This window comes from Klebsiella sp. JN_Kp122 (genome assembly GCF_040062085.1).
In the GTDB taxonomy this organism is placed as follows: Bacteria; Pseudomonadota; Gammaproteobacteria; order Enterobacterales; family Enterobacteriaceae; genus Klebsiella; species Klebsiella aerogenes.
In genome coordinates this window covers 1-12,634 of the sequence record NZ_JBEAHW010000027.1, presented here as the reverse complement: position 1 = coordinate 12,634, position 12,634 = coordinate 1, and the positions used below count along the sequence as shown (strand labels likewise).

8 protein-coding genes, 2 tRNA genes and 1 pseudogene are annotated in these 12,634 nt (G+C 53.8%); 8 read left to right on the top strand and 3 right to left on the bottom strand.

Going from position 1 to position 12,634, the window contains the following annotated elements; genetic code table 11:
* Positions 1-29: 29 nt before the first annotated feature.
* The gene (chiP, locus tag ABLU78_RS12425; protein WP_015704749.1) at positions 30-1,430 is read right to left on the bottom strand and encodes a chitoporin; all 1,401 of its coding nucleotides are present in this window, start codon (positions 1,428-1,430) and stop codon (positions 30-32) included.
* Between the two features lie 105 nt (positions 1,431-1,535).
* Here chiP and ABLU78_RS12420 point away from each other — a divergent pair.
* Positions 1,536-1,613, top strand: a pseudogene (locus tag ABLU78_RS12420) (methionine synthase); the annotation flags it as partial.
* A 252-nt stretch (positions 1,614-1,865) separates the two neighbouring features.
* Here the strand turns inward: ABLU78_RS12420 and glnS are convergent.
* The gene (gene glnS / locus ABLU78_RS12415; protein WP_015704748.1) at positions 1,866-3,533 is read right to left on the bottom strand and encodes a glutamine--tRNA ligase; all 1,668 of its coding nucleotides are present in this window, start codon (positions 3,531-3,533) and stop codon (positions 1,866-1,868) included.
* A gap of 177 nt (positions 3,534-3,710) precedes the next feature.
* A complete protein-coding gene (nagE, locus tag ABLU78_RS12410) occupies positions 3,711-5,663 on the bottom strand; it encodes a PTS N-acetyl glucosamine transporter subunit IIABC (RefSeq protein ID WP_048228531.1) in 1,953 nt (650 codons plus the stop codon).
* A gap of 314 nt (positions 5,664-5,977) precedes the next feature.
* On the opposite strand from nagE, the gene nagB reads away from it, so the two are divergent.
* From nagB to ABLU78_RS12375, 7 genes are all read left to right on the top strand, one after another.
* Positions 5,978-6,778 carry a glucosamine-6-phosphate deaminase gene (gene nagB, locus ABLU78_RS12405; RefSeq protein WP_015367707.1) on the top strand — a complete coding sequence of 267 codons (801 nt, stop codon included), beginning with the start codon at positions 5,978-5,980 and terminating at the stop codon, positions 6,776-6,778.
* 102 nt (positions 6,779-6,880) lie between these two features.
* Positions 6,881-8,029, top strand: a complete 1,149-nt coding sequence (gene nagA / locus ABLU78_RS12400; RefSeq protein ID WP_015367708.1) for an N-acetylglucosamine-6-phosphate deacetylase — start codon at positions 6,881-6,883, stop codon at positions 8,027-8,029.
* An 8-nt stretch (positions 8,030-8,037) separates the two neighbouring features.
* Entirely contained in the window at positions 8,038-9,258 is a 1,221-nt protein-coding gene (locus tag ABLU78_RS12395) for an N-acetylglucosamine repressor (protein ID WP_015367709.1), read from the top strand.
* Between the two features lie 45 nt (positions 9,259-9,303).
* A complete protein-coding gene (locus ABLU78_RS12390) occupies positions 9,304-10,056 on the top strand; it encodes an HAD-IIA family hydrolase (protein WP_015367710.1) in 753 nt (250 codons plus the stop codon).
* A gap of 279 nt (positions 10,057-10,335) precedes the next feature.
* The gene (gene asnB / locus ABLU78_RS12385; protein WP_015367711.1) at positions 10,336-12,000 is read left to right on the top strand and encodes an asparagine synthase B; all 1,665 of its coding nucleotides are present in this window, start codon (positions 10,336-10,338) and stop codon (positions 11,998-12,000) included.
* A 386-nt stretch (positions 12,001-12,386) separates the two neighbouring features.
* A tRNA-Met gene (locus ABLU78_RS12380) sits at positions 12,387-12,463 on the top strand.
* An 8-nt stretch (positions 12,464-12,471) separates the two neighbouring features.
* A tRNA-Leu gene (locus ABLU78_RS12375) sits at positions 12,472-12,556 on the top strand.
* Positions 12,557-12,634 lie beyond the last annotated feature (78 nt).

Sequence of the window (12,634 nt, the reverse complement as noted above, 5' to 3'; positions counted from 1 at the left end):
GCGGCAGGCTTACGCCCGCCGCGCAGGCATCAGAAAATGGTGAACGGCGCGATAACCATAAACTTCACGTCACGCTCATCCTGGAAGATGTTGCCGTAACCACCGCTCCAGCTTGGGATGTCGGAGTGGTTGTCGTATTGCGTGAAGTGCAGTTTGAACATCGTTCCTTTCGCCCGGCCTTCCTGCAGGGTGTAGATAGCATCCAGACTGTAGGCGGACTCTTTCAGACGATAGTTAGGATCGTAGTAAGCATCCGGGGATGCCATTCTGCCAGGCTTCGCATCCCAGGCGTAAACATAGGAAGCGCCAAACGCCCAGCCCGGCATATCCCAGTTCTTCATGTCATACATCGCGCCGAAGAATACTGCTTTCTCGCCGTTGGCGTTAAAGTCGGAGCGGTTATCCCACCAGATATCGAGACGACCATTAGAGGAGGCATAGGTTGGCGTCATACGCTGCAGGAAGTAGCCCTGCTGACCATCGGCTTTAACCCAAGTCCCTTCCAGACGCAGATCCAGCACATCGGCCGCTTTATAGCCAAAGGTGATCGCCTGCAGCCACGCGGTGCCGTCGTAGATGTCGTTGACGCCGCCGTTGCTGACTTTATCGCGGGTACCATAGAACTGATAGCTGGCGCTTAACGGCGAACCGGCGATATCAAATTTGTAGCTGGCCTTCGCAAAGTATTGATCGATATAACCTTCAGCCTGGCCAAAAGCGGCTTCCAGCACCAGATCGTTTTTAAAATCGTATTTCGCGCCAAGAGAGTGCAGATAGTCGACCTTGGTTTTCTTATCGTTCTGGTAGAAATCATCCATCTCGATATGCCACGGCGCTTTATATTCGTTGGTCCACATGTAGGAGAAACTCAGCGCGCCGTTATCGCCATAGTCGAAGTTGGCTCCGGCTTCCGCCCCCTGATAGGTACCCGGCATAAAGCTCCAGTGCGGCGCCAGCAGCGTTTGCCCGGTCGGCTGGATATAACCCGCGCGCGCCCACGCCGGGCCGAATTTAAATTTAGCCGCTGCTTTATACAGGCTAATCCCGCTCTTATCGCCGGAATAATCTTCACTGTAGGCACGGTTACTGGAGGAGAAGGCAATTTCGTTCGGGTGGCCGCTGTCGCCGTTTTCCGCCATTTCTATCGCGGTGAAGGCGGCAATATCAATCCCGAACATATCAGCGGCATAGCCGGACTGGAAATCCAGGTTGGCGTTCCAGGTAGAATGGGAAAGGTTGGTTTCATACTTGTCGGTTTCTACGTTTTTACGGTCGCGCTCGCGCTGCCAGTAATAGATACCGCCAGTTAAAGTAGAATCATCGATAAAGCCTGCTGCGCTGGCCTGTGGAGCCACAACCCAACCCGACATCGCGGTGACGGCGGCAATAGCCAGCGCCAGCGTACTACGTTTGCCACTAAACGTACGCATGTGCATATCCTCTTTGACGTTTTAAAATTGCGATTGCCAAAGGCAGCTCGCTAAAAAAATAAAAAAGTACTAAAAGCGGTGCGGTTAAAAGTCCGCGAAACCACTATGGATAGACTATTTTTCGTGACGCGAATTATCAATCTCTTTCGCAGAGCAAAGCTTAAGATTATGACAAAGCGCACATAATTTATGTCTTTTTGTTACAGACTTACTTCTCAGCTTTTTTAACGATAAGTCATGGTTATATCGAAAAAAAATTGATAGTTGCCGGAAGCTGAAACGGTTAAATGTAAATACACCGGCAGGAAGAGATGGGGAATTATTACGGTGTTTTAATAAGATTAATTCGCATCGAAAAAATATCGATTTTTAATTCACTGATTCTGAAATAAAAAAAACGCCGCAATGTGCGGCGTTTCATGAATACGGTGAGCATTACTCGCCGATTTTAGCCCAGGTGTCACGCAGGCCAACGGTGCGGTTAAAGACCAGATGGCCCTCGGTGGCGTAGCGGCTGTCGAGGCAGAAGTAACCTTCGCGCTCGAACTGGTATGCTTTACCCGCCTGCGCTTTCGACAGGCTCGGCTCCGCGAAACCTTGCTTGATGACCAGAGATTCCGGGTTCATTACCGCCAGGAAGTCATCCGCCGCGCCCGGGTTCGGCACGCTAAACAGACGGTCATAGAGGCGAATTTCAACCGGCAGCGCGTGCGCCGCGCTCACCCAGTGGATAACGCCTTTGACCTTGCGGCCATCGGCCGGGTCTTTACTCAGGGTGTCGGCATCGTAAGTACAGAAGATAGTAGTGATGTTACCCTCTGCATCTTTCTCAACGCGTTCCGCTTTAATCACGTAGGCGTTGCGCAGACGCACCTCTTTACCCAGCACCAGACGCTTGTACTGTTTGTTAGCTTCTTCGCGGAAGTCCGCGCGATCGATCCAGATCTCAGCGCTGAATGGTACTTCGCGGCTGCCCATCTCCGGCTTGTTCGGATGGTTCGGCATCGCCACCATTTCGCTTGCGCCCTGCGGATAGTTTTCGATAACCAGTTTAACCGGATCGATCACCGCCATCGCGCGCGGCGCGTTTTCATTCAGATCTTCACGAATGCACGACTCCAGCGACGCCATCTCAATGGTGTTGTCCTGCTTGGTCACGCCGATGCGTTTGCAGAACTCGCGGATGGATTCAGCGGTATAGCCGCGACGGCGCAGACCGGAAATAGTCGGCATACGCGGGTCATCCCAGCCTTCCACATGCTTTTCGGTCACCAGCTGATTCAGCTTACGCTTGGACATCACGGTGTATTCGAGATTCAGGCGCGAGAATTCATACTGACGCGGATGCACCGGAATACTGATGTTGTCGAGCACCCAGTCGTACAGACGACGGTTGTCCTGGAACTCCAGGGTACACAGAGAGTGGGTGATACCTTCCAGCGCATCGCTGATGCAGTGGGTGAAGTCGTACATCGGGTAGATGCACCATTTGTTGCCGGTCTGATGGTGTTCGGCAAATTTAATGCGATACAGCACCGGGTCACGCATCACGATGAATGGCGACGCCATGTCGATCTTCGCGCGCAGGCAAGCCTTACCCTCTTCAAAACCGCCGGTACGCATTTTTTCGAACAGCGCGAGGTTCTCTTCCACGCTGCGATCGCGGTACGGGCTGTTTTTACCCGGTTCTTTCAGAGTACCGCGGTATTCGCGGATCTCGTCGGCGGACAGTTCGTCAACGTAGGCCAAACCTTTGTTGATCAGTTCAACCGCATACTGATGCAGCTGATCGAAGTAATCAGAGGAGTAGCAGACATCGCCGGACCAGTGGAAACCTAACCACTGCACGTCGTTTTTAATCGACTCCACGTATTCGATATCTTCTTTCACCGGGTTGGTGTCATCGAAACGCAGATTACATTGACCTTGATAATCCTGAGCGATGCCGAAGTTCAGGCAAATGGATTTTGCATGGCCAATGTGCAGGTAACCGTTCGGTTCCGGCGGGAAGCGGGTATGAACGGTGGTGTGCTTACCGGTAGCCAGATCTTCATCGATGATCTGACGGATAAAGTTAGTCGGGCGGGCTTCTGCCTCACTCATCACGGGTTCCTCAAAGCGTAAACAACGTATAACGGCACATGATCTTACAAGCAGGGCGCAGAGACAACTATTAGTTACGCAAAATACGTATCTGTTGTTGGATATGGGGGTATTTGCTGCAAAAAAAAGCGGCGCAGGTTTCGCTGCGCCGCTGAGGCAAAACTCTACTCAGGAGCCTTACTTGCCTTTAATCTCGAACAACGGCGTTTGGCCGGCAACAACGTTACCCGTTGCCTGAATCACCAGCGCGCTGTAATCATCGCTGTTGCTGCAGACGACCGGACTGATCATCGAGCGGGCGTTGGCGTTAAGGAACGCCAGATCCATTTCCAGGATCGGCTCGCCGGCTTTCACCTGTGCGCCCTCTTCAACCAGACGTTTAAAGCCTTTGCCTTCCAGCGCGACGGTATCAATGCCCATATGGACGACGATTTCCGCGCCGTTATCGGTTTCCAGGCAGAATGCGTGGTTGGTGTTGAAGATTTTCACCACCGTACCGGCCGCCGGCGCGACAACGATGTTATCGGTCGGTTTCACCGCGATACCGTCACCAACGGCTTTGCTGGCGAAGGCTTCATCCGGCACCTGCTCAAGCGCCACCACTTCACCGGTGATCGGGGAAACCAGCGCTTCGACGGTTTTAGCGTTCGCGACCGCCTGCGGTTTGGCCGCAGGCGCGGCGGCTGGCGCGCTGTCAGTCGAAGCAGCTGCAGCAGCAACCGGACCACGGGCAACCACTTTCTTCATGGCGTCGCCAACGGATTCCGCTTTCGCGCCAACAATGACCTGGATGGTCTGTTTGTTCAGTTTCACCACGCCGGAAGCGCCAAGACGTTTACAGGCGGCATCGTTGACTTTCGCCGAGTCGCCGACGGTCAGACGCAGACGGGTGATACAAGCATCAATGGCTTTCAGGTTATCGGTACCGCCTACGGCTGCGATGTAGTTGGTCGCCAGCTGAGTCAGACCTTCTTCGGTGTTGCTGTTAGCTTCTTCAGTCACGACGTCGTCGGTTTTATCTTCACGACCCGGCGTTTTCAGGTTGAACATGCGGATAACCGCGCTGAACAACAGGAAGTAAACGAAGAAGAACACCACGCCCATCACCAGCAGCATCCAGACGTTTTTGCTGGCTGCCGGCAGGCTGTACATCAACACGTAGTCGATAGCGCCCGCGGAGAAGGAGAAGCCCGCGTGGATACCCAGCGCCGTTGCGATGAACAGGCTGATACCGGTCAGGATAGCGTGCAGGAGGTACAGCAATGGCGCCAGGAACATGAACAGGAATTCCAGCGGCTCGGTCACACCGGTCAGGAACGCGGTGATGGCGACGGACAGCAGCATACCGCCGACCATCGGACGACGCTCTTTCGGCGCAGCCAGATACATCGCCAGCGCCGCGCCCGGCAGACCGAACATCATGATCGGGAAGAAGCCGGACATGAACATCCCCGCGGTGCCGTCACCGGCGTAGAAGCGGTTGATGTCGCCGTGGAAGACCGCGCCCGCGGCGTTGGTGAACTCGCCAATCTGGAACCAGGCAATGGTGTTCAGCACCTGATGCAGACCGGTTGGGATCAGCAGACGGTTGATGAAACCGAAGATACCGGAGCCCAGCGCGCCCGCAGAGACGATCCATTCGCCGCCCGCATGAATAGCGTGCTGCACCGGCGGCCAGACATAGCCGAAGATAGCGGCCAGCACCAGACAGAAGAAGCCGGTAGCGATCGGTACGAAGCGTTTGCCGCCGAAGAAGCTCAGGAAGTCTGGCAGTTTAATGCCGGCCCAGCGGTTATAAACAGCACCCGCGACCAGACCGGTAATGATACCCGCCAGCACGCCCATGTTAATTTCCGGGTTAATGGTGACCATCGCTTTGGTCATCACGAAATAACCTACCGCGCCGGCCAGCGCCGCAGAACCCGCATTATCCTTGGACCAGCTTGATGCCACGCCGATGGCGAAGATCAACGCTAAGTTGTCAAAGATTGCCCCACCCGCTTGCGCGATGAAGGGTACGTTCAGCAGATCTGGTTGCCCGAATCGCAGCAGCAATGCCGCGACCGGCAGCACTGCGATAGGGAGCTGTAAAGCCCTACCCAGCCGCTGAAAGAAACCTAAAATATTCATCTTATTCCCCCTATGAGACCCCGATGAGGCTCATTTCAAAGCCACTTTTTTATTGTGTAACAAGGTCGGATTTATCACTTACCGGCAAAGTGTGTGAAAAATTAATTCGTATCGCAAATTAAACGGGTATTTTTTGTGACTATAATCACCAAATATCGTATTCACCCCTCCCTTTGACTGGCTAACATCGAAAACTTATTTTATCATTCAAAAAATCAACACGGATTGACCCCGGTCGGCGCAGTTGCTGCAATACTCTTCATAGTATGCTGGCGCCAATCCGCCAGGTTCTAATTTAACTATAGAGGTGAAGAATGAGACTGATCCCCCTGGTAACAGCTGAACAAGTAGGTAAATGGGCTGCCCGTCATATCGTTAACCGCATTAACGCGTTCAAACCGACCGCGGACCGTCCGTTCGTACTGGGTCTGCCTACCGGTGGTACGCCTCTTACCGCTTACAAAGCGCTGGTTGAAATGCATAAAGCAGGCCAGGTTAGCTTCAAGCACGTTGTTACCTTCAACATGGATGAGTATGTCGGCCTGCCGAAAGAGCATCCGGAAAGCTATCATAGCTTCATGCACCGCAATTTCTTTGACCATGTTGATATTCCAGCTGAAAATATCAACCTGCTGAATGGTAATGCGCCAGATATCGATGCAGAATGCCGTCGTTATGAAGAAAAAATCCGCTCCTACGGTAAAATCCACCTGTTTATGGGCGGCGTAGGTAACGATGGTCATATCGCGTTTAACGAACCGGCCTCTTCTCTGGCGTCCCGTACCCGTATTAAAACCCTGACCCATGACACCCGCGTGGCCAACTCCCGCTTCTTCGACGGCGATGTGGATCTGGTGCCGAAATATGCGCTGACCGTGGGCGTGGGTACCCTGCTGGATGCAGAAGAAGTGATGATTCTGGTACTGGGCCATCAGAAAGCGCTGGCGCTGCAGGCGGCGGTCGAAGGTAACGTCAACCACATGTGGACCATCACCTGTCTGCAGCTGCATCCGAAAGCGGTTGTGGTCTGCGACGAGCCGTCCACGATGGAACTGAAAGTGAAGACCCTTAAATATTTCAACGAATTAGAAGCTGAAAATATTAAAGGTCTGTAATGTAGTCAGTCCCGCGCCCTGGCGTGGGACCATCTTTTTCTTTGTATGCAACGCCAGAACAATGCGAGTTGAGCTGGTGGGGCGTATATACCGGGGGTCGTAATGTATGCATTAACCCAGGGCCGGGTTTACACCGGTCATGAAATTCTCGATGACCATGCGGTCGTTATCGCCAATGGCCGTATCGAACGTCTCTGTCCGCTGGCTGATTTGCCGTCTGAAATTGAGCAACGCTCGGTCAACGGCGCGATTATTGCCCCCGGTTTCATCGACGTCCAGCTGAACGGCTGCGGCGGCGTGCAATTCAACGATAGTCCGGATGCGGTCACCGTCGAAACGCTGGAAATTATGCAGAAAGCGAATGAGCGTTCCGGCTGCACCAACTTCCTGCCGACGCTGATTACTTCCAGCGATGATCTGATGAAGCAAGGCATCCGCGTCATGCGCGAATACCTGCAAAAACACCCCAACCAGGCGCTGGGTCTGCATCTGGAAGGGCCGTGGCTGAATATCGTCAAGAAAGGCACCCATAACCCGGACTACGTGCGTAAACCGGACGCCGCGCTGGTTGATTTCCTGTGCGACAACGCCGACGTTATCACCAAAGTGACGCTGGCCCCTGAGCGCGTCGAGCCGGAAGTGATCCGTAAACTGGTCGCCGCCGGCATCGTGGTTTCGGCAGGCCACTCTAACGCTACGCTGAAAGAAGCGAAAATCGGTTTCCGCGCCGGTATCACTTTTGCGACGCACCTTTATAATGCCATGCCGTACATTACCGGCCGTGAACCAGGTCTGGCCGGCGCCATTTTCGACGAGCCGGATGTCTACTGCGGTATCATCGTTGACGGCATGCACGTCGATTATGCCAACGTGCGTAACGCTAAACGCCTGAAAGGCGATAAACTGTGCCTGGTGACTGACGCCACCGCGCCGGCAGGGGCTAATATTGACCAGTTCATTTTTGCTGGTAAAACAATATACTACCGTAATGGTCTGTGCGTGGATGAAAACGGCACTCTCAGCGGTTCTTCGCTGACCATGATCGAAGGGGTACGTAACCTCGTTGAACATTGCGGCGTAGCGCTGGACGAAGTGCTGCGTATGGCGACGCTCTACCCAGCGCGCGCGATTGGCGTGGACAAGCAGCTCGGCAGCATTGCGCCGGGTATGGTCGCTAACCTGACCGCTTTCAGCCGCGATTATAAAATCATCAAGACCATCGTTAATGGTAACGAGGTCGTCACTGAGTAAGTAAAAGTATGACAGCAGGCGGACAAGCTCAAATTGGTAACGTCGATCTGGTAAAACAGCTGAACAGCGCGGCCGTCTATCGGCTGATTGACCAACATGGTCCCATCTCGCGCATTCAGATAGCGGAACAAAGTCAGCTTGCCCCTGCCAGCGTAACCAAAATTACGCGTCAGCTTATTGAGCGCGGCCTGATCAAAGAAGTCGATCAGCAGGCCTCCACCGGGGGGCGCCGCGCCATCTCTATCATTGCGGAAACCCGCAATTTCAACGCTATCGGCGTGCGGCTTGGCCGCTATGACGCCACCCTGACCCTCTATGATTTAAGCAGTAAGACGCTGGAAGAAGAGCACTTCCCGCTGCCGGAGCGTACCCAGGAAACGCTTGAGCACGCGCTGCTGAATATCATCGCCACCTTTATTGAAAATTGTCAGCGCAAAATCCGCGAGCTCATCGCCATTTCGGTCATTCTGCCGGGGCTGGTCGATCCGGAAAGCGGCGTTATCCGCTATATGCCGCACATTCAGGTAGAGAACTGGGGGCTGGTCGAAGCACTGGAAAAACGCTTTAACGTCACCTGTTTTGTCGGCCACGACATCCGCAGCCTGGCGTTGGCCGAGCACTATTTTGGCGCAAGCCAGGATTGCGAGGACTCTATTCTGGTGCGCGTACACCGCGGTACCGGCGCGGGCATTATTTCCAACGGGCGCATTTTTATCGGCCGTAACGGTAACGTCGGCGAAATTGGCCATATCCAGGTTGACCCATTAGGCGAACGCTGTCACTGCGGCAACTTCGGCTGTCTGGAAACCGTCGCCGCGAACGCCGCTATTGAGCACCGCGTCCGCCATCTGCTTGAGCAGGGCTATCAAAGCCGCATCACGCTTGATGACTGCAATATCAAAACCATCTGCAAAGCGGCAAATAAAGGCGATGCGCTGGCCTGTGAAGTGGTCGAATACGTTGGCCGTCATCTGGGCAAAACCATCGCCATCGCTATCAACCTGTTTAACCCACAAAAAGTGGTGATTGCCGGTGAAATCGTCGAGGCGGAAAAGGTGCTGCTGCCGGCCATAGAAAGCTGTATCAACGGCCAGGCGCTGAAAGCGTTTCGCCACAATTTGCCGGTGGTACGCTCGACGCTCGATCACCGCTCCGCCATCGGCGCCTTTGCGCTGGTCAAGCGCGCGATGCTCAACGGCATCCTGCTACAGCATTTGCTGGAAAGTTAATCCAGCTTTATAGTTTCGCCTTTCGTTAATGATGTTGGACTGTCCATGACCATTCAAAACGTAATTTGTGATATCGACGGCGTGCTGATGCACGATAACGTGGCTGTTCCCGGCGCCGCTGAATTTATCAAACGCATCCTGGAAAAAGGCATGCCGCTGGTGATGCTGACCAACTATCCTTCGCAAACCGGGCAGGACCTGGCCAACCGCTTCGCCACCGCCGGTATCGAAGTGCCGGATACCGCGTTCTACACCTCCGCCATGGCCACCGCCGATTTCCTGCGTCGCCAGGAAGGTAAAAAAGCCTATGTGGTTGGCGAAGGCGCGCTCATCCACGAACTGTATAAGGCCGGCTTCACCATCACCGACGTTAACCCTGATTTCGTCATCGTTGGCGAGACCCGCTCCTTTAACTGGGAAATGATGCATAAAGCGGCTTTCTTTGTCGCCAACGGCGCGCGTTTCATCGCCACCAACCCGGATACTCACGGCCGTGGCTACTACCCTGCTTGCGGCGCGCTCTGTGCGGGAATCGAAAAAATCTCCGGCCGTAAACCGTTTTATGTCGGTAAGCCGAGCCCGTGGATTATCCGTTCCGCGCTTAACAAAATGCAGGCCCACTCCGAGCAAACGGTGATCGTCGGCGATAACCTGCGTACTGATATCCTCGCCGGCTTCCAGGCGGGCCTTGAGACCATTCTGGTGCTCTCCGGAGTCTCCACGCTGGACGATATCGACAGCATGCCGTTCCGCCCGTCGTGGATTTATCCGTCGGTCGCCGAAATCGACGTTTTTTGAGCCGAAACCACGTCCCTGGACGTGGTTTTTTATTTTTGGCGCTGCCAAAAATAGATTCATCTAATGAAAATGGCTTATCGCTAAACAATCATCAATAAAGCCGAGCTAAACATACTCATTTTTCAACATCCGGCAATCAGCATTGCACTTTTTACGTTTCTGCCGGTAAATCTCTTGCGCCCCACTCTCCTTTACGGCATTTTCTTTAACACGCACTAAGACCTTGCAAGAGACGAGGTCTGCATAACATCACTACAAGACAGGATAACGGAGAAGGCTATGTGTTCTATTTTTGGCGTACTGGATATCAAAACTGACGCAGGCGAACTGCGTAAAAAGGCACTGGAACTTTCCCGCCTGATGCGCCACCGCGGACCGGACTGGTCCGGCGTTTATGCCAGCGATAAAGCGATTCTCGCCCACGAACGTCTGTCGATCGTCGACGTCAACGCCGGCGCCCAGCCGCTCTATAACCAACAAAAAACCCATGCCCTGGCGGTCAACGGTGAAATCTACAACCACCAGGCGCTGCGCGCCGAATATGGCGATCGCTATCAGTTCCAGACCGGTTCCGACTGTGAAGTGATCCTCGCGCTGTACCAGGAAAAAGGGCCTGAGTTCCTCGATGAACTGCAGGGGATGTTTGCCTTCGCGCTGTATGACAGCGAAAAAGACGCTTATCTGATTGGCCGCGACCATATCGGTATTATCCCGCTGTATATGGGCCACGACGAGCACGGCAACTTCTACGTCGCCTCTGAAATGAAAGCGCTGGTGCCGGTCTGCCGCACGATTAAAGAGTTCCCTGCTGGTAGCTACCTGTGGAGCCAGGATGGCGAAATTCGCCAGTACTATCAGCGCGACTGGTTCGACTACGACGCGGTAAAAGACAACGTCACGGATAAAAACGAGTTGCGTCAGGCGCTGGAAGAGTCGGTGAAGAGCCACCTGATGTCCGATGTTCCTTACGGCGTGCTGCTCTCCGGCGGCCTGGACTCGTCGGTGATTTCGGCCATTACCAAAAAATACGCCGCCCGCCGCGTTGAAGATCAGGAGCGCAGCGAAGCCTGGTGGCCGCAGCTGCATTCATTCGCGGTCGGCCTCGAAGGCTCCCCTGACCTGAAAGCGGCGCAGGAAGTCGCAAACCACCTCGGCACCGTGCATCACGAAATTCACTTTACGGTACAGGAAGGGTTGGATGCGATCCGCGACGTTATCTATCACATCGAAACGTATGACGTGACTACCATTCGCGCCTCGACGCCGATGTACCTGATGTCGCGTAAAATTAAAGCCATGGGCATTAAAATGGTGCTCTCTGGCGAAGGTTCCGATGAAGTATTCGGCGGGTATCTCTACTTCCACAAAGCGCCGAACGCTAAAGAACTGCATGAAGAAACGGTGCGTAAACTGCAGGCGCTGCACATGTTTGACTGCGCCCGCGCTAACAAAGCGATGTCCGCCTGGGGGGTAGAGGCCCGCGTACCGTTCCTCGATAAGAAATTCCTCGATGTGGCGATGCGCATCAACCCGCAGGATAAAATGTGCGGCAACGGCAAAATGGAAAAACATATTTTGCGCGAATGCTTTGAGTCCTATCTGCCAGCCAGCGTCGCCTGGCGCCAGAAAGAGCAGTTCTCCGACGGCGTGGGCTATAGCTGGATTGATACGCTGAAAGAAGTGGCGGCAAAACAGATTAGCGACCAGCAGCTGGAGACGGCAAGCTTCCGCTTCCCGTACAACACGCCGACATCTAAAGAAGGTTATCTGTACCGCGAAATCTTCGAAGAGCTGTTCCCGCTGCCCAGCGCGGCGGAATGCGTACCCGGCGGCCCGTCCGTTGCCTGCTCTTCAGCGAAAGCCATCGAGTGGGATGAAGCGTTCAAAACCATGAACGATCCATCAGGACGCGCGGTCGGCGTCCACCAGTCAGCTTATAAATAAGCAATCAACACGCATAGCGGACCCTACGGGGTCCGCCAGGCTGCTGACAAAGAAGGAAAAAGCGTGGTTTTTCCTTCTTTGTGGCTATCAGTCGAAAATCAATGAATTGATTTTCCTTGTTATTTGCCTGTCGCTATCTGCAAACCTAACGATGTATAAGGTTTGTCATCAATCTCACGGACCCTACGGGGTCCGTTTTTTTTATGCCAAAATTGGCAAATAAAAACGATAAATAATCAATTCTTGCCGATTATTGCAGCATGCTGTTCGCAACCTAACCAAACAGTCACATTACGACGATTTTCCTTGAAAAAGTGGTTGACGCTCGCAGGCCCAATACGCATAATGCGCCCCGCAACGCCGATAAGGTAACGCGAAAAAAAGATGGCTACGTAGCTCAGCTGGTTAGAGCACATCACTCATAATGATGGGGTCACAGGTTCGAATCCCGTCGTAGCCACCATCTTTTTTGCGGGAGTGGCGAAATTGGTAGACGCACCAGATTTAGGTTCTGGCGCCGCAAGGTGTGCGAGTTCAAGTCTCGCCTCCCGCACCATTCACCAAAAAGCGTTGCACGGATGGGGTATCGCCAAGCGGTAAGGCACCGGTTTTTGATACCGGCATTCCCTGGTTC